General features: G+C 68.6%; 15 protein-coding genes and 1 pseudogene. 8 read left to right on the forward strand and 8 right to left on the reverse strand.

Annotation, left to right across the window (positions count from 1 at the left end; genetic code table 11):
* Positions 1-235 precede the first annotated feature (235 nt).
* Both P3T34_RS09945 and P3T34_RS09950 read left to right on the forward strand, forming a co-directional pair.
* On the forward strand, positions 236-7,447 hold the full coding sequence (locus tag P3T34_RS09945) for a polymorphic toxin-type HINT domain-containing protein (RefSeq protein ID WP_280665650.1): 7,212 nt from the start codon (positions 236-238) through the stop codon (positions 7,445-7,447).
* Positions 7,448-7,557: 110 nt separating this feature from the next.
* Positions 7,558-8,061: a hypothetical protein gene (locus tag P3T34_RS09950; RefSeq protein WP_280665651.1), complete on the forward strand. Its 504-nt coding sequence runs from the start codon at positions 7,558-7,560 to the stop codon at positions 8,059-8,061.
* 109 nt (positions 8,062-8,170) lie between these two features.
* Here P3T34_RS09950 and P3T34_RS09955 read toward each other — a convergent pair whose 3' ends face one another.
* The 3 genes from P3T34_RS09955 to P3T34_RS09965 are packed head-to-tail and all read right to left on the reverse strand — an operon-like array spanning position 8,171 to position 11,399.
* A complete protein-coding gene (locus tag P3T34_RS09955; RefSeq protein WP_280665652.1) occupies positions 8,171-9,487 on the reverse strand; it encodes a site-specific integrase in 1,317 nt (438 codons plus the stop codon).
* A complete protein-coding gene (locus P3T34_RS09960) occupies positions 9,487-9,672 on the reverse strand; it encodes a helix-turn-helix domain-containing protein (protein WP_280665653.1) in 186 nt (61 codons plus the stop codon). The genes P3T34_RS09955 and P3T34_RS09960 overlap by 1 nt, the downstream gene beginning before the upstream one ends.
* Positions 9,669-11,399, reverse strand: a complete 1,731-nt coding sequence (locus P3T34_RS09965) for a replication initiator (protein ID WP_348534647.1) — start codon at positions 11,397-11,399, stop codon at positions 9,669-9,671. Before P3T34_RS09965 ends, P3T34_RS09960 begins: the two co-directional genes overlap by 4 nt.
* A gap of 352 nt (positions 11,400-11,751) precedes the next feature.
* On the opposite strand from P3T34_RS09965, the gene P3T34_RS09970 reads away from it, so the two are divergent.
* Complete coding sequence (locus P3T34_RS09970) at positions 11,752-12,132, forward strand: winged helix-turn-helix domain-containing protein (protein WP_280665654.1); 381 nt, start codon at positions 11,752-11,754, stop codon at positions 12,130-12,132.
* A 532-nt stretch (positions 12,133-12,664) separates the two neighbouring features.
* Here P3T34_RS09970 and P3T34_RS09975 read toward each other — a convergent pair.
* The gene (locus P3T34_RS09975) at positions 12,665-13,867 is read right to left on the reverse strand and encodes a helix-turn-helix transcriptional regulator (RefSeq protein ID WP_280665655.1); all 1,203 of its coding nucleotides are present in this window, start codon (positions 13,865-13,867) and stop codon (positions 12,665-12,667) included.
* Positions 13,868-13,976: 109 nt separating this feature from the next.
* Here P3T34_RS09975 and P3T34_RS09980 point away from each other — a divergent pair, with 109 nt between their 5' ends.
* From P3T34_RS09980 to P3T34_RS09995, 4 genes are all read left to right on the forward strand, one after another.
* Positions 13,977-14,354 (forward strand): hypothetical protein, encoded by a 378-nt coding sequence (locus P3T34_RS09980; RefSeq protein WP_280665656.1) that lies wholly within the window; start codon positions 13,977-13,979, stop codon positions 14,352-14,354.
* A gap of 76 nt (positions 14,355-14,430) precedes the next feature.
* On the forward strand, positions 14,431-14,682 hold the full coding sequence (locus P3T34_RS09985; RefSeq protein WP_280665657.1) for a hypothetical protein: 252 nt from the start codon (positions 14,431-14,433) through the stop codon (positions 14,680-14,682).
* Positions 14,683-14,871: 189 nt separating this feature from the next.
* Positions 14,872-15,225 (forward strand): hypothetical protein, encoded by a 354-nt coding sequence (locus P3T34_RS09990; RefSeq protein WP_280665658.1) that lies wholly within the window; start codon positions 14,872-14,874, stop codon positions 15,223-15,225.
* Positions 15,225-15,617, forward strand: coding sequence for a hypothetical protein (locus P3T34_RS09995; protein WP_280665659.1), 393 nt, complete (start codon positions 15,225-15,227; stop codon positions 15,615-15,617). Before P3T34_RS09990 ends, P3T34_RS09995 begins: the two co-directional genes overlap by 1 nt.
* A 160-nt stretch (positions 15,618-15,777) precedes the next feature.
* Here P3T34_RS09995 and P3T34_RS10000 read toward each other — a convergent pair.
* Positions 15,778-16,481: pseudogene (locus P3T34_RS10000) on the reverse strand (site-specific integrase); the annotation flags it as partial.
* 76 nt (positions 16,482-16,557) lie between these two features.
* On the opposite strand from P3T34_RS10000, the gene P3T34_RS10005 reads away from it, so the two are divergent.
* Entirely contained in the window at positions 16,558-17,517 is a 960-nt protein-coding gene (locus P3T34_RS10005) for a hypothetical protein (protein ID WP_280665660.1), read from the forward strand.
* Between the two features lie 211 nt (positions 17,518-17,728).
* On the opposite strand, the gene P3T34_RS10010 is transcribed toward P3T34_RS10005, so the two are convergent.
* From P3T34_RS10010 to P3T34_RS10020, 3 genes are read right to left on the reverse strand one after another with little or no spacing between them, the layout of a single operon-like run.
* Positions 17,729-19,894 carry a 3-hydroxyacyl-CoA dehydrogenase NAD-binding domain-containing protein gene (locus tag P3T34_RS10010; RefSeq protein WP_280665661.1) on the reverse strand — a complete coding sequence of 722 codons (2,166 nt, stop codon included), beginning with the start codon at positions 19,892-19,894 and terminating at the stop codon, positions 17,729-17,731.
* Positions 19,895-19,934: 40 nt separating this feature from the next.
* Entirely contained in the window at positions 19,935-21,149 is a 1,215-nt protein-coding gene (locus tag P3T34_RS10015) for an acetyl-CoA C-acetyltransferase (RefSeq protein WP_280665662.1), read from the reverse strand.
* A complete protein-coding gene (locus P3T34_RS10020; protein WP_280671936.1) occupies positions 21,146-22,291 on the reverse strand; it encodes a CaiB/BaiF CoA-transferase family protein in 1,146 nt (381 codons plus the stop codon). Before P3T34_RS10020 ends, P3T34_RS10015 begins: the two co-directional genes overlap by 4 nt.
* Positions 22,292-22,377 lie beyond the last annotated feature (86 nt).

Here is a 22,377-nt window from a genome sequence, read left to right on the forward strand (position 1 = left end):
GTCGGAGGTCAGGACGCCCGAATACGTTGCGGTGTCCCCCGAGAGGGTCGGTGGATTTGCGGTGGTGGTTCGGATCTTTGTTCGCCTAAGGTCATGGGCTATCACTTCATCGGTCGTACTCGTTACGGTCAGTGATATTCGGCGCTACTGGGGAGTGGCTGTGGGGGAACGACGTGACCGAACGTTGAGCGGACGACTACTGGGGAGCCGCCATCGCGGGGCAAGCATGGTGGCGGTGTTCGTCGTCATGATGGCGACGCTGACCGCACCGTCCGCCGCCGCTCTCGGTGCCAAGTCCACTGACAAGGTCTGGGATCCGCCCAACACGCCGCTCGGCGCACAGACCAAGGCCGTCAAGGGCAAGAACCTCAAGCTCGCGCCCATCAAGCCGCCGGCCTACCCGGTCCCGAAGCCCTGGGTTCCGCAGGCCTCGAACCTCCAGGCGGGCACCGCGACCATCGTCGTGGGGTCCGGCTCCGCCGAAGCCCAGGCGGCACGTGCGGCCACCGGCGGGGCCTCCCCGGCCGCGGGCGGCGATCAACCGGTCCGTGCCGGGAACCTGCCGGTCGCTCTGGCGGCATCCAGCCCGTCAGACCCCACCCGCAGCCTGCGAGTCGACGTCTCCGACGCCGCCAAGGGAAAGGCCGCCGGCGTTCCGACACCGCTGGTGACGCTCACCGACCCCGCCGCGACGAGTGGCAGCGTCAAGGTCGCGCTTGACCTCAAGGCCCTGGCCGGACAGAACTGGGACGACCGAGCCCGGTTGGTAGCCCTGCCGGCCTGCGCACTGACCACACCTGATGCCGCCGACTGCCGCAAGCAGACCCCGGTCGCCTCTACCGTGGACCCGGCCTCTGGCACCCTCACCGCCGATGTCGCACTCCCAGCGGCCGGATCCACCGCCGTTTCACGTAGTGGTGCGAGCAGCACCGTGAAGGCATCGCTGGTACAGGCGTCCAGCATGTCGGCGTCGATGGTGCTGGCCGCCGTCCCGTCATCCTCGGGATCCGGTGGCAACTACGGTGCCACTTCGCTGAGTCCATCCAGTGACTGGAGCTCGGGCTCCAACGCGGGCAACTTCACCTACTCCTATCCGATCCAGGTCCCGCCGCCGCTTGGCGGCCTGGCACCGTCCATCGACCTCTCCTACGACTCGTCATCCGTGGACGGCAGGAACTCGGCGCAGAACTCCCAGTCCTCGTGGATCGGTGACGGCTGGGACTACCAGCCGGGCTTCATCGAGCGGTCCTACAAGAGCTGCTCGAAGGACGGCATCACCAGCAGCGGCGACATGTGCTGGGGCGGCCAGAACGCCACCATCAGCCTCCAGGGGCACTCCGGCACGCTGGTGCACGACGACGCGACCGGCGTGTGGCACCTGCAGGGTGACGACGGCTCGAAGGTCGAGCAGCTGACCGGGGCTCCCAACGGACTGCCGACCGGTGAGTACTGGCGGGTGACCACGGGAGACGGCACCCAGTACTACTTCGGGCAGAACCACCTGCCCGGTGGGGACGGCACCGACCCGGCCTCCAACTCCGCCTGGAGCGAGCCGGTCTACTCCCCCAACAGCGGCGACCCGTGCAACAGCGCCGCCACTGGCCAGGCTTCCTGGTGCACCATGGGCTGGCGCTGGAACCTCGACTACGTCGTCGACGTGCACCAGGACCTGATCAGCTACGCCTACGGGACCGAGAGCAACCAGTACAACCGCGGCGGTGGACAGAACAGCGGCAGCGGCACGATGACCTCCTATGTGCGCGGCGGCTACCTCAAGCAGATCGCCTACGGCCAGCGCCTGCCGGAACAGGTCGCGGCGCACGGCTCGCTCCAGGCCGCCGACCTGGTGAATTTCGGCACAGCCGAGCGGTGCCTGCCCTCCGGAAGCATCACCTGCACCGACGCCCAGCGCACCACGGCTAATGCGAACTACTGGCCGGACGTCCCACTCGACCAGGTCTGCGACGGCACCACCACCTGCACCAACTACAGCCCGTCCTTCTTCACCACCAAGCGTCTGACCTCGATCTCCACCCAGGTCCTGGTGGGTTCCTCCTACAGCAGTCCCCCCGTGGACTCGTGGGCCCTGTCGCAGTCGCTGCGCGACCCGGGCGACGGGACGAAGGCGTCGCTGTGGCTGGACTCTGTCGTCCGCACCGGTGCCACCGGCGGTACCGCTGTCTCGCTGCCCGCGGTGACCTTCACACCCGTCGAACTCGCGAACCGGGTCGACGGCCTGGTGCCCGCAGCGCCGCAGTTCAACCGTCCCCGGATCCAGCAGATCACCACCGAGACCGGTGGCCAGATCAACGTCATCTACTCCTCACCGGCCTGCTCGCGGGTGAATGGCATCATGCCGTCCTCCGAGGACGGCAACACCAGGGCGTGCATGCCCGTGAAGTGGTACCTCCCTGGATCAAGTTCGACGACGCCGGTCAACGACTGGTTCAACAAGTACCTGGTCACCGCGGTGACCGAGCAGGACGCGGTCACCGGCTCGCTCATCAAGTCGACCAACTACACGTACAACGGTGATGCAGCCTGGCACCGCAACGACGCCGAGTTCACCGACTCTGCCACCCGCACCTGGGACAACTTCCGGGGCTACTCCTCCGTCACCACCACGACCGGTAGTGCCTACCCGGGCGAAGCTCCCAAGACCCAGCAGACCATCACCTACCTGCGCGGCATGGACGGCGACTACAAGGCCGACGGGTCCCAGCGCAGTGTGAGCGTCACCAGCCCGCTCGGTCCCGTCGTCACCGACAGCGACTGGCTTGCCGGTTCCCAGCTGGCCACCCAGAACTACAGCCAGGCCGGTGGCCAGCTGCAGTCCATGACCGGCACCACCAGCAACGGTCAGCAGACCACTGCCACCCACGCGCAATCCGGTGGCATGCCACCCCTCGTCGCCCGCTACCCGGCCTCGCAGGCCACGACTATCAGCAAGTCACTGCTCGCCGACGGCACATGGCGCACCACCACAACCAGCTACACCAGTGACCCGGCCCACGGCGGCCGGCCGGTACAGACCGACGACCTGGGCGACGGAACGGCCGCCACCCCCGAGATCTGTACCACCAGCAGCTACGCCACCAGCAGCAACCCGATGCTGCTCACCACGGTCTTGAGCGAGAAGAAGGCCGTGACCGGCCCCTGCGGGACCACAGCGACAGCGGCCAACACGGTCTCGGACACCCGAACCCTTTACGACGGGCAGCAGTTCGGCCAGGCAGGCGCCCTGGGCGAGGCAACCAGCGCCCAGGTCCTGGACCACTACGACACCAGTGGCAACCCCGTCTACGCCAACACCGGCAGCACCACCTTCGACGTGTACGGCCGGGCCCAGAGCACCGGCACGACCGATGGCTCCACCTATGCCGCGTCGGGCGCACAACTGACCGGCGCGACCACGCCGGTCGCTACGACCAGCACCGCCTACACCCCGGCGACCGGGGCCATCCCCACCTCCGTCAAGACGACCGGACCGCTTGGCTGGATCAGCACCGTCACCCAGGACCCCGGGCGCTCCCTGCCACTGACGGCCACCGACCCCAACGGCCGGGTGACCACCGAGCAGTACGACGGCCTCGGCCGCCTGGCAGCCGTCTGGACGCCGGACCGCGCCACCAACCTCAGCGCCAGCATCGCCTACACATACGCGATCAACGGCACCACCGCACCCTCGGTCGTCACCACCCGCACCCTGCGCGAAACCTTGCCCGGCAGTACCGACTTCTCCTGGAAGACCGAGCTCTACGACGGCCTCGGACGCCTGAAGCAGACCCAGACGACGCTTCCCACCGGAGGCGCCGGCCGCCTGATCTCCGACACCGCCTACGACTCGCACGGTTGGGCGATCAAAACCTCGGCGCCCTACTACGACCCCACCACCCTGCCCAACGGAACCATCTTCAGCGCGCAGGACTCGCAGATCCCCTCGCAGACCTGGATCAGCTACGACGGCATGGGCCGGGTCACCAGCAGCGCCTTCATGTCCTTCGCCCAGCCGCAGTGGAGTACCACCACCGCCTACCCCGGCGCGGACCGCACCGATGTCACCCCGCCTCAGGGCGCGACTCCCACCAGCACCGTCACCGATGCCCGCGGCCAGACCACTGCCCTGTGGCAGTACCGCACCCCGACGGCGACCGGCCACTCAACTGACGCCGACGTCACCAACTACACCTACACACCTGCCGGGCAGCCCGCCACCCGCACCGACACCTCCGGCAACACCTGGTCCTACAGCTACGACCAGCGCGGACGGCAGACCTCGGCCACTGACCCGGACACCGGCACCAGCCAGACGTTCTACAACGCCGACTCCCAGGTCGACCACACAACCGACGCCAAGGGCAACACCCTCGCCTACAGCTACGACCTGCTCGGCCGCAAAACCGCCATGTACAACGGCAGCGTCGCACCGGCCAACCAGCTGGCCGGCTGGACCTACGACACCCTGGCCGACGGCCAACTGACCTCCTCCACCCGCTATGTGGGCGGAGCGAGCGGCCAGGCCTACACCGAGGCAACCACCGGCTACGACACCGCCTACCGCCCGCTGGGCACCAGCGTCACCATCCCGGCCAGTGAAGGCGCCCTCACCGGCACCTACACGACCACCAACACCTACAACCCGGTCCTGGGCACCCTCGCCAAGACCACCCTGCCCGCGCTCGGCGGCCTGCCCGCCGAAACCGTTGGGTACCACTACACGACCACCGGCTCCATGATCTTCTCTGCCGGCAACGACTACCTGGTCACCCGCGTCCTCTACGACGCCTACGGCAACCCGATCCGCACGACCCTCGGTGGCCCCGGGGCCCAGGTCGTCTCCACCCAGCAGTACGACGACGCAACCGGACGCGTCGTCAACTCCTGGATCGACCGCCAGAGCGGCACCGTCTCCGTCGACCAGACCGGCTACACCTACAACCCCGCAGGCCAGATCACCTCCGCCAGCGACCGGCAGGACTCGTCGGCCACCGATACCCAGTGCTACACCTACGACTACCTCGGCCGACTCACCAACGCCTGGACCGACACCGGCACCATCACCACCAAGCCCGCCGGCGCCTGGACCGACACCTCGGGAGCCGGCCAAGGCACTGGTACACCGGCCTCCGTCCCCGGAATCGGCTCCTGCACCAACGCCACCGGGCCGGCCAAGACCGCAGGAGCAACCTCTGTCGGCGGCCCTGCCCCGTACTGGCAGAGCTACGGCTACGACGCCTCGGGCAACCGCACGAGCCTCACCCAGCACGACATCACGGGCAACACCGCCAACGACACCACCACCACTCAGGCCTTCGCCACCACCCCCAACACCGCGACTGCCGCACCCAACACCGGCGGCGGAACCGGCGGCCCGCACGCGTTGCTCTCCACCACGACCACCGGCCCGGCCGGCACCACCGCCTCGTCCTACCAGTACGACCAGCTCGGCAACACCACCGCCGTCACCAGCACCTCCGGCACCACCTCCCTGACCTGGAACGGTGAGGACCAGCTCGCCTCCGTCAGCACCACCGGCCAGGCCGGCTCCACGAGCTACCTCTACGACGCCGACGGCAACCAGCTCATCCGCCGCGACCCAGGGAAAACCACCCTCAACCTCGGCGCCGACGAGCTCACCCTCGACACCGCCAGCGGCTCCATGAGCGACGTCCGCTACTACAGCTCCCCCGGCGGCGTCACCATCACCCGCGTCACCGCGGCCACCGGCGGCGGCAGCCTCGTCTATCAGGCAGCCGACCCGCACGGCACCAACGGCGTCCAGATCACCACCGGCACCACCCAAACTGTCACCCGCCGGCCCACCGACCCCTTCGGCAACCCCCGCGGCACCCAACCCGCCCCCAACACCTGGTCCGGCGACAAGGGCTTCGTCGGCGGAACCCAAGATCCTGTCACCGGCCTCACCAACCTCGGCGCCCGCGAATACGACCCCGTCCACGGCCGCTTCCTCAACCCCGACCCCCTGCTGGACACTTCAGACCCCCAGCAGTGGAACGGCTACGCCTACAGCGGCAACGACCCCGTCAGCAGCTCCGACCCCACCGGCCGCATGCGGCAGCTCGACTACTACGGCGACAACGTTGACAACGAACCCGCCTGCACCGCTTGCCTGACGGACCCCACCCCTGACACGCATACTCCGATCCCCGACACCAGTGGGTTCGGCAAGCCCGCCAACACCACGACCGGCAACGGCTCGGGCAGCGGTGGCAACAGCAAGCCCAAGAAGAAGTCCACCTTCTTGGGCAACCCGGTCAGCTGGGCCTGGGACCACAAGGCCGACATCGCCGAAACCCTCAACTTCGTCGCGGTCTACAGCAGCTGCATGAGTACTGCCGGGCTGGGCTCCGTGGAGTCATTCGGCGCCACCGCGGTCGCAGGCATAGCCGGGTGTGGCGCCCTGGCAGGCCTGGCCGGCAGCGCAGCCCACAACCTGGCAGACTCCAAGGGGCCACAGGAGAGCAATCTTGCCGGGGCCGTCAACGGCGCGTACGGCGCCGTCGTGGCCGCAGGGGCCGGGGTCGCCCTCAAACCCATCCTGGGCAAGGTTGCGGACTCGTTGGCTTCCTGCAGCAACAGCTTCCCGGCCGGAACCCCTGTCCTGCTCGCTGACGGCACGACCAAACCGATCAACAAAGTCACCGAAGGCGACAAGGTCGCCGCCAGCGACCCGCAGACCGGTTCCTCAGCCGCCGAGCCTGTGACGCACACCATCACGACACCCGATGACCAGGAATTCACCGACCTCACCCTGCTCACGGCCCCTGACGGTAAGCCGACCGTACTCACCTCCACCCAGCACCACCCGCTCTGGGACGTAACAACCGGACGCTGGACCAACGCCTCCGACGTCCACCCCGGAGACCAGCTCCACACTGCCAACGGAACAACCGTCACAGTCCAGGCAATCCGCAACTACCACACCGAACCCAGGACCGCCTACAACCTCACCGTCGCCCAGCTCCACACGTACTATGTACTCGCCGGGACCACGCCAGTGCTCGTGCATAACAGCTGCGGGCCAGTCGCGAATAACAAGCCCGGCGATCTGGCACTTGAGATGATGGAGGCCGACTTTGCGGGAGTAACTCCCATGACGGCGGGCACTCCGGAGTTTGCCCAGGCCACCAGCGGTGGTGGCCGCTTCCTGTGGGCGGTTGGAGAAGATGGTGCCTTGCACGTCATTCCGGACGCGCCTGGCCTTCATCACACGGTAATGACTGGCGGAAATTCTGTCATCGGTGCAGGCCAGGTCACGATCACAAGTCGCGGCGTGGTTTCATCCATTGACAACATGACTGGCCACTACACTCCATGCCCTGAATGTGCGGCAAAATTTCTGCAGCAGGGCGTCAGTGCATTCGAGCAGGCAGGGATTCGAGTGCCCTTGTCAGCCATCAAGGACTACGGCGGGAGGGCCCCGTGACTCGAACTGAGCAGGACTACCGCGAGCTCTGGCAGCTTCCTCACGATGAGCGACGTTCGTGGGTGCATGGACGGTTCCCGGAAGGTGCGTCGCCTCAATGGTGGCTAGCCATGGTGGAGTCCGCCGAGACGGGTGTAAGCCCTGTACGAGACCTGTCGGACGATCAGCGCCGAGAGGGCCTTGAGTTCGCGGTCTCTCTGTTGGATCTCGCCCTCGATGAAGGGGGAATGAGTCCGTGCTATTCCGCCTACTGGACGGTGAGGCTGGCAGCGCTCGCGTTGCGATTCCGAACCCCTATTACTCGCTTGCCGGAGGTTGTGACGCCGGATGGCGCGGCGCGGCTGGCACTACAGCGTCTTCCTTTTTCGCGAGAGGAGGTGCTTGTGGTTGCGTCTCGCCGCCGTCATAATCTCCAGCAAGGCGAGGACCGGTTCTACTCGCCTGGTGAGGACATCTCCAAGGGCCTCTATCGGCCCCGCGAAGAGGTGCTCCTACTGCAGGAAGTCGAGCGGGTTCTGTCGTCTCTTGTGTGGATTGCTGATCGAATTGCTGATGATCAGCTTTCCAGGGAGGTTGGGAGCTGGCTTGACCTACGGTCAGCATTGGAGATCTAAAGGAAGACTCGAATAGGGTTCGACCGTTTTCCAGATAGTCAGAAGCCCTCGCCAGATTCGTTCTGGCGAGGGCTTCTGGGTGCCTTGACGGCAACGGTTGACGGCAACGTCAGCGGACGAGTCCCGCACAAAGCGGTGGATCGTCACCGCCGTCGGGCTCGGCGGTGGCGTCTGCGGGGTGGCGGAGTACGTTGCTGAGGGTGTCGATGGCTTGGCGCTGGAGGCGGAGTCGGACGTGGGCGTACACCGTCGCGGTCACCCCGATGTGGGCATGGCCCAACAGCTCCTTGATGACGACAAGTTCGACGCCCTGCTCCAGGAGAAGGGTCGCCGCCGAGTGCCGAAGATCATGGAAGCGGATACGGCGAAGCCTGGCCCGGCGGAGCAGGGCGGTGAAGTGCCGGGTGAGGGTGGCCCCTTCGATCGGGGAGCCGTCGGGCCGGGCGAAGACGTAGCCGCTGTCCTTCCAGCCCGCGCCCGCCGTTTCGCGTTCCTGGCGCTGCTGGTCGCGGTGCTGTTCGAGGGAGCGCAGGCACGGCGTGGGCACGGCGATGCGCCGCTCGGAACTCTGGGTCTTGGTTGGCAGGGCGGTCAGGCCGCTGGAGTTGGTGCGCTGGAGGGTGCGGCGGATGCTGGCGGTTCCGCCGGCCAGGTCGAGGTCTTCCCAGCGCAGGCCGAGGAGTTCGCCCTTGCGGAGCCCGGTGCGCAGGGCGAGTTCGAACAGCGCGTGCAGCCGGTGGCCGTGGGTGGCGGCGAGGAACGCGCGCGCCTCCTCGGTGGTGAGGGGTTCGAAGCGGCGGGGGCGGGGTGTGCCCATGCGGACGTTGCGGGCGACGTTGCGCGGGATCTCCTCCTCGCGGACGGCGTGTTCCAGGGCGGACTTGAGGACGGAGTGAACGTAGGCCAGGGTCAGCGGTGAGAGGCGCTTGGAACAGCACGTTCCGATGGCGCAGCACTGCGGCTGGTCGCGGGCGGTGTCGAGGCCGCGTTCGCAGCACTGGCAGGTGGTGCGGAGTTGGTCGAGCCAGGTGCGGACGTCCTTGGCGGTGAGTTTGGCGAGCTTCTTCTTGCCGAGGCCGGGGATGACGTACAGGCGCACGCAGGCGGTGTAACGGGTGTGGGTGTTCTCGCGGAGTCGGTGAACGGCGACGGTCTTCAGCCAGTAGGTGAGGAAGGCTGCGACGCTGCCCTGGGCGGTGGGGGCGGCTATGCCGCGGTTGCTGGCGGCGATCTTCTCGGTCAGCTGGGCCAGCGCGTCCTTCCTCGAGGTGCCGTAGACACGGATGCGCTTGCGGGTGTCGCCTGCGGCGAGGACGTATCCGGCAGCTTCCCAGCGGCCGTCCTTGCGCTGGTAGACGGTGCCGTCGCCGTTGGCGCGGACCCTGCGCGAACCGGCGGGGGCGGGGTTGGTGTCGGGGGTGGTCATCAGGCTGCCTCTTTGAGTTGGTGGTGGACGAGGGCGGTCAGGGCATGGGCGGGGATGCGGCGGGCGCGGCCGATGGTGATCGAGGCCAGTCGCCGGGTGCGGATGAGGTCGTAGACGGTGGAGCGGCTGATCTTGAGGTGGGCCATGACCTCGGGGACGGTGAGGAGTTCGGCGTCGGCGGTCACGCGATGGCCCCCGTCTGGACGGCGGTGGTCAGCGGGTCGGTGGTGTGACCGGCCAGGTCACCGGAGCACCGCGCATGCCGGGGGCGGCTCGGTTGCTCGGTCCGGGAGCGCGGTGTGGTGGCCAGGAGGTCAGCGAGGTGGGCGAGTTCGGGCAGGAGGCCGGTTCCCGCGTACTGCCAGTGCGAGATCACCAGAGTCGTGTCCGCGCCGCCGGATCGCTCGCGCTTCTCGTGGTGACCGGCGTGGTGACCGGGGCCGGGGTCGGTGTGACCGGCGATCAGGGCACTGCGGTCATCGCAGTCACTGTGCCGGTCAATGACCGACTGGCCCTCACCGGCCGGTCCCTGGCCTGCGTGTCGGCCGAGCAAGGCCGGGTCGGTCGGCGTCGAGGCAGCGGTGGCGTCGTCTTGGCGGGTTCGCCAAGTGGTGCGTTCGGCTCGGAGGCGGGTGAGGGTGGTGGAGTAGCGGCGGGTGCGGGTGGAGAAGTGGCCTCGGAAGCCGAGCATGTGGGCCCACTGGCGCAGGCGGAGGTGGGTGTGCTGAGGCTTGACGCCGAGGTGCCAGGCGGTGTGGATCATGCGGCGGGCGTGGTCGGTAAGGTCATGCTGGGCGAGTTCGGCCAGGAAGCGCAGTCGGCGGTCGAGGGTGCCGGTGGTGGTCTCGGCGCCCTTGGTGGCGTACTTGGCGATGTAGGCGGCGACGTGCCGGTCGGTGACTGGGCCGTCGCCGGTGAAGTCGATGCTGCGGACCGCGCGGACGTCGATCTGTCGCCCGAACCGGAACACGGTCGACTCCGGCGACTGTGACCCGTCGGCCTCCCCGACCTCGGAGGTGCGCTGGTGCTGGACGCGGGTGCGCTTGGCGGCGGCGCGGATGGCGTGGTCGAGGAGCTGGGTGGTGGCCCAGGTGGGTGGGGTGCTGTTGGGGCCGGTGGGTCCGTCGATACGGATGACGGTGTGGAAGTGGATCTGGCCGCGCTTTTGGTATTCGGCGACCTTGGCGTAGGAGAGCGTGGCGTGGTGGCGCAGGGTGCGCTGGGGCAGTCCTGCGGCGTTGGCGATCTCGCGGCGCAGGTGGCTGTTGAAGCGGGCCCACAGAGCAGGCGCGTGGGCGTTCCACAGCACCGCGCCGGTGTAGTCATACCGCTCCGGGTTGAGCGGCGTGCCGAGGAGTCGGTCGCCGTCGGCGTGCCGGGTGCCGCAGGTGCAGGGGGCGGCAGCGGGCTGGTTGTGGACGGGGCCGAAGCCGGGGGCGGTGAGGGTGGCGAAGACCCGGGGGTGGGTGGCGACGCTGACCGGGACGGTCTTGCCGCCGCGCAGTCCGGCGGCGATGAGCTGGTAGGTGTCGTAGCGGTAGAGGGTGGAGCAGGCCGGGCAGCGGGTGGTGCGGCGGTTGCCGCACCACACCAGGAGTTCGCCGGCGGGCAGGTGGCGGCTTTCGAGGTGGTCGAGGATCTGGCCGGTGGCGGTGTCCAGGCGGGTGCGGTGTCCGGTCATGCGGATCGGGCGGGCGCAGCCGCCCAGTGAGCCGATCTGGCGGGCCAGGGGCGCGAGGTGTCCGGCGGCGGCGAGTTTGGCCAGCCTGGCGGTCAGCCGCGCCCGGCGTTCCAGGGCCGAGTTCCTGTTCGCGGACGTGTCGGGGCTGGTGGTGCGCGCCGGTGCGGCGAACGCCGTGCTGGCGGGAGTGGAGGTGGTTGCGGGGGTGGGGAGTTGGAGCTGCGCGGGCATGGGGACAGACCTCCGGCAGGAGTCGGGAGAAGAGGAGAGGCGATTGAGGGGCGATCCGGGTGATCGGCGCACGTGGGCACGGTGCGCGTGACGGCGGGCGCGGATGGTGGGCCGGGGACGTCTGTCCTGGTCAGCGGTGGTGTTCACCAGCGGTGCGTGAAGGTAGCATCGCTTCAATGGCGCATTCAAGTACATCCCTCCTCATCTGTTTCGGCGGCCTGGTGGGGTGCGGGTACTGTGCCCTGGGTCTTCCGTTTTGGACGGGCCGGATTTCGGTGGTAATGGCGCAGAGAAGGCGGGGTGACCTGCGGTGACGGTGGGGCGGCGGGGGCGTAGACCGGCGGGCGGCACGGTGCTGCTGACGTTCGAGGTCATCGCCGAGGCCCTGCGGGAACGGATCCGCTCCGGGTTGCTGAAGCCCGGGGACGCGCTGCCGACGCAGGCCGTGTTGATGGCGGAGTACGGGGCCTCCAGCCTGTCCGTGCAGAAGGCCATGGCCCTGCTGAAGCAGGACGGCTACGCGATCTCCCGCCCCGGCAAGGGAGCCTTCGTCGCCCACCCCGACGCCGACGGTGACTCAGGTGACGGGGAAGCGGGGGACACGCCCGTCGGCGGGACGGCGGCGCGCGTCGAGGCACTGGAGCTGGCACTGGCCGAGACGCTCGAACAGCTCACCGCCCTGCGCGCCCGCGTCGAAGCCCTGGAAGCGGGCGGCACCGAGCTAGGTTGCTGACCCGTCGGCCGTAGGACGGCCAGGGGCCGGGGGTGCGTCCAGATTTTCTCTACGAGGTTCAAGGCGGGCCCCGCCCGTTGGAGGTGGCTCGACGTCGCCGACCGACCCAGGGTCAGACCGGCCCCGGGGTCTTCGCGGGTGTCGGCGATCAGCGGTCTGCCAGGTCATGAGTGGGGCTCGACTGGTGCCCGATGGGAGCAAGTTGTCGGGTAAGCGCTGCTTACCCGAGCACCGCCCAGGGTCGGAGCAAGTTGTGGGGTAAGGACTCCTTGCGCCTTGCGGAGCAAGTTGTCGCCTGCGACCGTCCTACGGTCGGATCGCGGGCACAGGGTCGGCCAGGGGTCCGACCCTCCCTCTTCCGCCGCCGGACCCGCCGTGGGCGATGTCCGACGCCGCCTCGATTCCGCAGCGCAGGCTCCCCGCCGACCTGCCGACCGCTCCTGTGCCGAGCGACCAGAGCGTGCACAGCCCGCCGAGTGCCGAGACGCCCGCAAGCAGCAGTCCGAACTCGGCCCCCGCGCGATCGGGACGATCAGGACGCCAGCAGCTCGGCGACTTCGGGAACGCTGCGGAACGCTCGCAGCCTGTCCATCACGATCCGTGCGCGCTCGGTGGTGCGCTCGCTGCCGCTCTGCCCCAGGGAGAGCATCCGGCCAGCAGTCCCGGCTGCGGCCTCGGGCTCGTTCGCGTCGGCGTAGGCCACGGCCAGCCAGGACAGGTACAGCGCCAACTCCCTCGCGTGACTGGCGTCGTAACGGCCCAGGACGTCCGTCAGCAGCGGTACGGCGCGAAGTGGCCGGTGCAGCTCGGTGTAGACGCGGGCCTCCATGACCTGGAGTTCCCCGGCGTCCATCCAGTACAGGTACGACGGTGACTCGGTGCCGGCCGAGTCCTGGGCCAGGGCCTCGCTGGCTTCCCCGAGGGCATTCATCGCAGGGCGGTCCTGGCCGGCGCGGGTGTGCGCCCAGGCCACCCGGTCCAAGTACAGCGCGCGGGCTTTCGCCGGAGCATCGGGACCGGCCTCTGCCACTGCGGCGGCAGCCAGGTCTACCGCGTCGGTTGCCCGTCCGGTGTTGCTCCACTGGTAGGCCAGCGAGCCCGCCACGTTCCCCGACAGCACGCCGTCCCCGGCGGCACGGGCGGCACTGATCCCGAGCCGGTAGATCCGCTCCGCCTCGGCATGCTCGCCCGCATCGGATGCGACCCAACCGGCGATCTGCGCCAACTCGCCAATCGCCCGTAGCAGTTCACGGCCCACCTGCTCGGTGTGGGTGCCCTCGCGGTAGAGCGTGACCGCCGCCCGCAGTTCCCGCAGGGCCGGGGCGATCAAGTCCTTCCCGTACACCACGTCGTCGGCCAGCCGCAGGCCGTGGACCCGCTGAGCCAGGTCGGTCACCTGCCCAGCCCCGATCCGACGGCCCGTACGGGCGCTCAACGGGGACAGCGGATCGCCCTCGGGCAGGAAGTCGGCCACGGTCAACATGCGCGGCGCGGACTCGGGGGGCTGGACTGCCTTCGCCGCTTCCAGCAGCTCGCGGGGAACCTCCAGCACCAGCGCCAGGAAGGGCAGCCACTCCCAGGGGGACCGAGTGCCGATCTCCCAGCGGGACACGTCGTTTCGCGTCGGAGGGATCCGCCCGGGAGCAGCATCGGCCAGCGCCTCGGCGAGCCGCCGCTGACTCCAACCGCGCGCCCGGCGCAGCCGCCTGACCAGTTCCCCGACCGTCTCCCGCACCTGGCCAGCTTGGCAGACACAGAGGCAGACACGCTGGCTACTCCGCAAGGTTCGCGCCAAAGGGGACCCTGATCAACAGCCACAGCGAAGCCGATCACGGGCGGGCACGATGAACCAGAACAGCAGCCAAGCGGAACGCCTGTCTCGCGGGAGTGCGGAGTCTGCAGGGGAGGGGCCTCGGTTGCTTCCTTGGACCACCCCGGACGGGAACCCCTGCTACCTGAGCACCGACGGTAGGGGGTACCTCTCGACCCTCGCCGACGACATCGAAACGGTGCAGATCGGCATGGGTGAGGAACTGTTGGAGTACGCCCGAGGCGTCCTGGAACCTGGTACGCCCGTACGGCCGGCCGTCGAATACCGCTGGCTGGCCTGCCGGCTGACCGAGGCCCTGTCGGACGTTCTCAGAATCGCGGACTCGCGCGGGCAGCGCATCCCCGCCCCACAGGAGGCGACCGAAGATGCCCGACCTGACGAGCACAACTGACGGCCAAGTCCGCGACACCACCACGGCGGTAGACCTTCGAGACCCGATGACGCGACAGAGGCAAAGGACCACACTGATGGGGACGACCACCCGCTACCGGTTCCGCGAGTACAACGTGACCACCGACCCGGACCCCTCGGCGCTGCCGACCTTCGAGGCGCTCTGCGTCACCGGCGAAGAACAGGACTGCGCGGCCGCGGCCGGCGAGATGCACACCCCCGATGACCTGACGCGCTGGATCGCCGGACACTGCGCGCAGACCGGCCACCAGTCCTATCGGCAGACCACCCACACCATCGTCCGCGCCGAGCCCGGAGCGTGGCAGTAGGATCACGCGCGCGACCGACGACAGCACGACTGGTCTACACCTCTGACGGCAGTAGCGACGGCAACAACCACGGACTTCGGCGCACATCCACGGACACCGACGGACCGTCAAACCACCGTTGACCTGCGAGAAAGCAGGTGGGGAGGGGTCGCGTAGCACACGTACTATGTGCTGGCGGGGATCACGCCGGTGCTGGTGCACAACTGCGATCCGGCTACTGCTGAGAAGGAAATGCAGTCCTTCCTGCAGAAGGCATTCCCCGGAAAAACCATTGGGCAGGGGAAGCTCATTTATGGTCCAGATGGCAAGGTTGCGACTGATCACGACGTCTTCGGCGACAATTTCATCTGCGAGGTCACCTGTGGTAAGGGTGGCGGCAAGGTCGGGCAGGTGCAGGATCGACTTCTCCCCAATACGGGCGGTAAGCCGCTAGCGGTCTATGGTCCAAAGCTTCGACCTGGGCCTGCCGCAAGGATCGAGGAGCTCGGGGTGCCAGTATTTCGGACGATGGATGATGTGGCTGCTTGGGTAGGGAGACAGTAATGGAGACAGTGGTCCTTGTGTTTCAGGATTCAACTGTGACTCTAGGCCGGATTGCGGAGCTACTTGCGCATCTGGGGGCGGTGGCCAGCGAAGAAAACCTAGTTTCGGTATCTATCAGCGGCTCGCGAGGCTATCTGGTTTCCGTCTCTGATCCAGAGGCTGAAGGGCTGTTCGATGAGTGGCCGACCACGCTTTATCCGGTGTCTCCGGTGGCGGCGTTCAGTCTTGACTATCGAGATCCAGCTATCGTCCTTGGGATTGTCGAATCTCTGACTGGAGGGTTCGAAGTGCTCGTGGATACCAACTATGGAACCGTTGTGCCTGGCGGTGCTTTGGCCATCGATATGCTTCGTGGACAAGATTCTCCTCCAACGCCCCCTGTGGGCCGGTAGCGTCGCGCCTGATTGATGTGTCAGGGCTTCGAGGTTGTCAAGTAGATATTCGGGCTGTGAGCACTCAATTTGGGTGCAGCTAGAAATGGCGAGGGGCCTCACCAGATTCGTTCCTGGTGAGGCCCCTCGTACGTCTTGACGGCAGTAGTTGACGGCAACGTCAGCGGACGGGTGCTGCGCAAAGTGGCGGGTCGTCGCCGTCATCGGGCAGGCCGGTGGTCTCGGCGGGATCGCGGAGGGTGTGGCCGAGGAGATCTATAGCGTCGCGTTGGAGGCGGAGCCGGACGTGGGCATACACCGTCGCGGTGACGCCGAAGTGGGCGTGGCCGAGGAGTTCCTTGATGACGACGAGTTCGACGCCCTGTTCCAGCAGGAGGGTCGCCGCCGAGTGCCGGAAGTCATGGAAGCGGATGCAGCGGATCCTGGCCCAGCGAAGCAGGGCGTTGAAGTGCCGGGTGAGGGTGGCTCCCTCGATCGGGAAGCCGTTGGGCCGGGTGAAGACGTAGCCGCTGTCCTTCCAGGCCACGCCCGCCGCTTCGCGGTCCCGGCGCTGCCGGTCGCGGTGCTGCTCGAGTGAGCGCACGCACGGCGTGGGCAAGGCGATCCGCCGCTCGGAGCTCTGGGTCTTCGTCGGGAGGGCCGTCAGACCACCGGAGTTGGTGCGCTGGAGGGTGCGGCGGATGCTGGCGGTGCCGCCGGCCAGGTCGAGGTCTTCCCAGCGCAGGCCGAGGATCTCGCCCTTACGGAGCCCGGTGCGCAAGGCGAGTTCGAACAATGCGTGCAGGCGGTGGCCGTGGGTAGCGGCCAAGCCCATGGATCAGCATCGTCTTCGCCTAGGCGCGCATATTTTCGGCGCCGCCGTGTGGAATACGTACACTTTATCCCAAACGTCCGGCAGCATCGGGCCTTTCCGGTTAGATGCAGCGGCTACTATACCCAGATGATCAGAATATTGGCGGACCGCCTGGGCGGTGCACGCATGGACTCCACCTATGGGCGGCCGGAGTTGATATCTGCCCGCGATGCCGCGCGACGGAAAGACCTTTTTCATGTCTCTTCGGCATTGGCTGGCGAGCTTGATCCCAATGTGCGGGCCGATATCGCGTATGTTGCAGCCGAGGAACTGGTCAGGCGGCACGGGGCAGAGCTGCCCGAATGGATCGACGGCTGGCTCACATCATCGGGCGACGATGCCTACGCGTGGATGCTACGGGGCACGCACGAGGTCCTACGAGCCTGGAAGGTCCGCGGATATCAGCGGGCCGCTCACACGAAGAGTGGATCTTTTCGCTCATTCTGGGAGATCCTGGGGGATGCGGAGGCCATGTGTCGCCGAGCGGCGCACCTTGCGCCGGAAGACCCCACTCCATGGGTCTTGCTGGTCCACATGGCCCGTGGCCAGCAGGTGGGTGTGGATCAAACAGTGGAGAGATTCGCCGAGGTAGTAGCTCGCTGCGATACCCACCTCCGCGGAAACGAGCAGCTTGTGCTGTCTCTGTCGCCTAAGTGGGGGACCCCCGTCGGGGTTCTGCAAAGATTTGTCGAGAATCAATATCGATCGGTACCGATCGGTTCGCCCGTTCGCATGAATCTTGTACAGGTCTACATTGAACGCTGGTTCAACCTGCCGAGCACAGAAAAGCAGGCGTTCGTCAATAGGTCGACTGTTCGAAAGCAGGCCGAGAGGACTATTTCGAACTGGCTGGACCACGGGAACGTCGAGAGTCAACAATCCCTACATAACTTCGCGGCGTTCTGGTATACGATCACCGGCCAGCACTCTCTGGCGCGGCCTCATTTCGAGGCATCTGCCGAATATGTCAAGGAATTCCCGTGGTCTTATATGGCCTTTCCCGTGCGTAGCTACCGACAGGGTCGACGGGCCGCCCTTCGTGGGTGACCCATAAAGCTAGCGGATACATAGTGCGCCAAGGGATCTGTCGGGGTTATATTTAGTGGGACCTCTGTGCTGTTCATTGGGGGCGCGTAACGAGGCCGGAGTGCGGCAGGATCCAGCAGCTCCATACAGTTCACACTGTGTTCCCGGGGTGAAAGGCCAGAACGGCTGCCCTGCCGAGGATGGCGGGGCAGCCGCAGCACCAGCGACTGCGTCAGTCCTTGAACGTGCCGCCCTCCGTCGCCACCCGCTCCAGTAGCGCCGGCGGGGTGAAGCGGTCGCCGTAGGTGGCGGCCAACTGCTTGGCGCGGGCCAGGAATCCGGCTGCGCCGCCCGGGTAGCCGTTGATGTACTGGAGCACGCCGCCCGTCCAGGCGGGGAAGCCGATGCCCAGCAGCGAGCCGACGTTGGCGTCGGCCACCGAGGTCAGCACGCCCTCCTCCAGGCAGCGGACGGAGTCCAGCGCCTCCGCGAAGAGCATCCGCTCCTTGAGGTCCTCGAACGGGATGTCGACCCCGAGGCGCGCGAAGTGCTCGCGCAGGCCGGGCCAGAGGCGGGCGCGCCGGCCGTCCGCGTCGTAGTCGTAGAAGCCCGCGCCGCCGCTGCGGCCCGGGCGGCCGAACTCCTCGACCATCCGGTCCATCACCACGTCCGCCGGGTGCTCGGCCCAGGTGTGGCCGGCCTCCTCGGCGGCGGCCCGGGCCTCCGCGCGGATCTTGCGCGGCAGCGTCAGGGTCAGCTCGTCGAGCAGCGAGAGCACCTTGGCCGGGTAGCCGGCCTGGGCCGCCGCCTGCTCGATGGTGGCCGGTTCGACGCCCTCGCCGACCATCGCCACGCCCTCGTTGATGAACTGGCCGATCACCCGCGAGGTGAAGAAGCCACGCGAGTCGTTGACCACGATCGGCGTCTTGCCGATCTGCCGCACCAGGTCGAAGGCGCGCGCCACCGCCTCGTCCCCGGTCCGCGCGCCCTTGATGATCTCCACCAGCGGCATCTTGTCGACCGGCGAGAAGAAGTGCAGGCCGATGAAGTCGGCGTCGCGCTCAACTCCCTCCGCCAGCAGGCCGATCGGCAGCGTCGAGGTGTTGGAGCAGAGCAGCGCGTCGGGCGCCAGCACCCCCTCGACCTCCTGGAAGACCTTGTGCTTGAGGGCGGCGTTCTCGAAGACCGCCTCGATCACCGCGTCGCAGCCGGCCAGCGCGGCCGGGTCGGCGGTCGGGGTGATCCGCGCCAGCAGCTCGGCGCGCTGCTCGGCGGTGCTCCGCCCGCGCGCCACCGCCTTGTCCAACAGGCCCGCGGAGTAGGCCTTTCCGCGCTCGGCGGCGTCCAGGCTGACGTCCTTGAGGAGCACCTCGATGCCCGCCTTGGCGCACGCGTACGCGATCCCCGCGCCCATCATGCCCGCGCCGAGCACCGCGACCCGGCGCACCGCGCGCTTGGGCACGCCCGCCGGGCGCCCGGCACCGGAGTTGACGGCCTGGGTGTCGAAGAAGAGGCCCTGGATCATGTTCTTGGCGGTCTGCCCGCAGACCAGCTCGGTGAAGTAGCGGGCCTCGATCACCATCGCGGTGTCGACGTCGACCTGGCTGCTCTCGACGGCCGCCGCCAGGACGTTGCGCGGCGCCGGGTAGGGCGCGCCGGCCAGCTGCTTGCGCAGGTTGGCGGGGAAGGCCGGCAGGTTGGCGGCCAGCGCCGGGGTCGCCGGGGTGCCGCCGGGGATCTTGTAGCCCTTGACGTCCCAGGGCTGGACGGGGCTCTCGTTGGCCTCGATCCAGGCCTTCGCCTTGGCCAGCAACTCCTCCGGGGTGTCGGCGAGTTCGTGCACCAGACCGATCTCCAGCGCGGCCGCGGGACGGTACTGGCGACCGGTCAGCAGCACCTTGAGCAGGGCGTCGGTCAGGCCGAGCATCCGCACCGTGCGCACCACACCGCCGCCGCCGGGCAGCAGGCCGAGGGTCACCTCGGGCAGCCCGATCCGGCTGCTGGGCACGGTCAGCGCGATCCGGTGGTGGCAGGCGAGCGCGAGCTCCAGGCCGCCGCCGAGCGCGCTGCCGTTGATCGCGGCGACCACCGGGCGGCCGAGCGTCTCCAGCGTGCGCAGCGCGCGCTTGATCCGCAGCGAGGTCTCGAAGATCTGCTCGGCCTGCTCGGGGCCGGCCGAGGAGAGCAGGTGCAGGTCGCCGCCGGCGAAGAAGGTCTTCTTGGCCGAGGTGATGACCACACCGCGCAGGCCCTCGGTCTGCGCGAGCCGGGCCACCACGGCGTCGAACGCCTCGGTGAAGGCCGCGTTCATGGTGTTGACGGACTGCGTGGGGTCGTCCAGGACCAGCGTGACGATGCCGTCCTCGCCCTGCTCCCAGCGGATGGTGGTGTCAGTCATCAGGAGATTCTCCAGAAATCCGAAAGGGTGAGGGGGAGGATCAGGCGAGGCGCTCGACGACGGTGGCGACGCCCATGCCGCCGCCCACGCACAGGGTGACCAGTCCGTAGCGCAGCTCGCGCCGCTCCAGCTCGTCGATCAGGGTGCCCAGGATCATCGCGCCGGTGGCGCCCAGCGGGTGGCCGAGCGCGATCGCGCCGCCGTTGACGTTCACCTGGTCGTGCCGGAAGCCCAGTTCGCGCATGAAACGCAGCACGACCGAGGCGAAGGCCTCGTTGATCTCCACCAGATCGATGTCGGCGGCGGTCAGGCCCGCCTTCGCCAGCGCCTTGCGGGCCGCGGGGGCCGGGCCGGTCAGCATGATGGTGGGCTCGGAGCCGGAGACCGCCGCCGAGACGATCCGGGCCCGCGGGCGCAGCCCGTAGCGCTCGCCGATCTCGCGCGAGCCGATCGCCACCAGTGAGGCGCCGTCCACGATGCCGGAGGAGTTGCCGGCCGTGTGGACGTGCTCGATGCTCTCCACCCAGTGGTACTTCTGCAGCGCGACGGCGTCGAAGCCGCCCGCCTCGCCGATGGTGGCGAAGGCCGGCTTCAGGCCGCCCAGGGTCTCCACCGTGGTGCTGGGGCGCAGGTACTCGTCGCGCTCCAGCACCACCAGGCCGTTGCGGTCGCGGACCGGGACGACCGAGCGGTCGAAGAGGCCGTCTGCCTGCGCCTTGGCGGCGCGGGCCTGGGACTCGGCGGCGAAGGCGTCCACGTCGGCGCGGGTCAGGCCCTCGATGGTGGCGATCAGGTCGGCGCCGATGCCCTGCGGGACGAAGCCGGCCTCGTAGTTGGTCATCGGGTCCATCGCCCAGGCGCCGCCGTCCGAGCCCATCGGCACCCGGGACATCGACTCCACGCCGCCGGCCAGCACCAGCTCCTCCCAGCCCGAACGGACCTTGGCAGCAGCCAGGTTGACGGACTCCAGGCCCGAGGCGCAGAAGCGGTTCAGCTGGACGCCGGCCGCCGTGTCGGGCAACCCGGCGGCGATCGCGGCGATCCGCGCGATGTCGGAGCCCTGGTCGCCGAGCGGGCTGACCACGCCGAGCACGATGTCGTCGATCGCGGACGGATCCAACTCGGGGAGCCGGGTGCGCAGTTCGTGGATCAGGCCGACCACCAGGTCGACCGGCTTGGTGCCGTGCAGGGACCCTGCCTTGCCGCGGCCGCGCGGGGTGCGGATCGCCTCGTAGACGTACGCTTCGGTGGTCACGATGACTGCCTCTCAGGGGAGTTGGGCGCAGAGGAGGGGGGAGTCGGGGGTAGATCGAGCGCGGGAAGGCCCCAGTCGCGGGCCACCTCGGCAGTGTCGGCGCCGGGGCGCGCGGGTGGGCGGCGCAGCGCGCCGGGGGTGGCCGAGAAGCGCGGGGCGGGTCCGGGCTGGGTGACGCCGCCCACCTCGGTGTAGGTGCCGCGGGCCACCAGGTGGGGGTGGGCAGCGGATTGACGCAGCGTCAGTATCGGCGTCACGCAGGCGTCGGTGTGCTCGAAGAGCGCGGTCCACTCGGCCGTGGTCCGGGTGGCGAAGCGGGTGGCGATCCTGGCCCGCAACTCCGGCCAGCGGGCGCTCTCGTACTGGCCGGGCGCGTCGTCACCGAGTTCGAGCAGCCGGGCGAACTCGGCGTAGAACTGCGGCTCCAGCGCGCCGACCGCCAGGTAGCCGCCGTCGGAGGCCTGGTAGACGGCGTAGCAGGGCGCGCCGCCGTCCAGCAGGTTGACAGCCCGGCGGTCCTGCCAGCTGCCCTGCGCCAGCAGGCCCCAGAACAGCGTGCCGAGGTGGGCGGCGCCGTCCACGATGGCGGCGTCCACCACCTGGCCGACGCCGGTGGTGCGGGCGTGCTGGAGCGCGGCGAGCAGGCCGACCGCCAGGTAGAGCGAGCCGCCCGCGTAGTCGCCCAGCAGATTGACGGGTATCGCCGGCGGCCCGTCGGCCGGGCCGACCATGCCGAGCAACCCGCTCAGCGCGGTGTAGCCGATGTCGTGGCCGGCGGTGGCGGCCAGCGGGCCGTGCTGGCCCCAGCCGGTCATCCGGCCGTAGACCAGCGCGGGGTTGCGGGCCAGACAGGCCTGCGGGCCGATGCCGAGCCGCTCGGCGACGCCCGGCCGGTAGCCCTCGATCAGCAGGTCGGCGCGCTCGGCCAGCGCGAGCACCAGATCGGGGCCGTCCGGCGCCTTGAGGTCGACCAGGACGGAGCGCTTGTTGCGGTTGGTGAGGTCCAGCGCCGGATCTCCGGCCAGCGGGGAGGGGCCGGGCCGGTCGACCCGGACCACGTCCGCGCCGAGGTCGCCGAGCAGCATGGCCGCGAACGGCCCCGGCCCGATCCCGGCCAGCTCCAGCACTCTCACTCCGGCCAGCGGGCCGGTCGGCGGTACCACCTGAGTCGTCTCCTCGAGAGCGTGACAGTGGAGCTGTAACACTCGCGATGGTATGACGGTGACTC

The sequence above is a fragment of the Kitasatospora sp. MAP12-44 genome, from assembly GCF_029892095.1.
Taxonomy (GTDB): Bacteria; Actinomycetota; Actinomycetes; order Streptomycetales; family Streptomycetaceae; genus Kitasatospora.

What these genes read in the sequence shown, in the direction of transcription:
- P3T34_RS10005 (WP_280665660.1), top strand. Translation starts at nt 16,558, where the DNA reads ATGATCAGAATATTGGCGGACCGCCTGGGCGGTGCACGCATGGACTCC.
- P3T34_RS09995 (WP_280665659.1), top strand. Translation starts at nt 15,225, where the DNA reads ATGGAGACAGTGGTCCTTGTGTTTCAGGATTCAACTGTGACTCTAGGC.
- P3T34_RS09955 (WP_280665652.1), bottom strand. Translation starts at nt 9,487, where the DNA reads ATGACCACCCCCGACACCAACCCCGCCCCCGCCGGTTCGCGCAGGGTC.
- P3T34_RS09985 (WP_280665657.1), top strand. Translation starts at nt 14,431, where the DNA reads ATGGGGACGACCACCCGCTACCGGTTCCGCGAGTACAACGTGACCACC.
- P3T34_RS10010 (WP_280665661.1), bottom strand. Translation starts at nt 19,894, where the DNA reads ATGACTGACACCACCATCCGCTGGGAGCAGGGCGAGGACGGCATCGTC.
- P3T34_RS09950 (WP_280665651.1), top strand. Translation starts at nt 7,558, where the DNA reads ATGGTGGAGTCCGCCGAGACGGGTGTAAGCCCTGTACGAGACCTGTCG.
- P3T34_RS09965 (WP_348534647.1), bottom strand. Translation starts at nt 11,399, where the DNA reads ATGCCCGCGCAGCTCCAACTCCCCACCCCCGCAACCACCTCCACTCCC.
- P3T34_RS09980 (WP_280665656.1), top strand. Translation starts at nt 13,977, where the DNA reads ATGAACCAGAACAGCAGCCAAGCGGAACGCCTGTCTCGCGGGAGTGCG.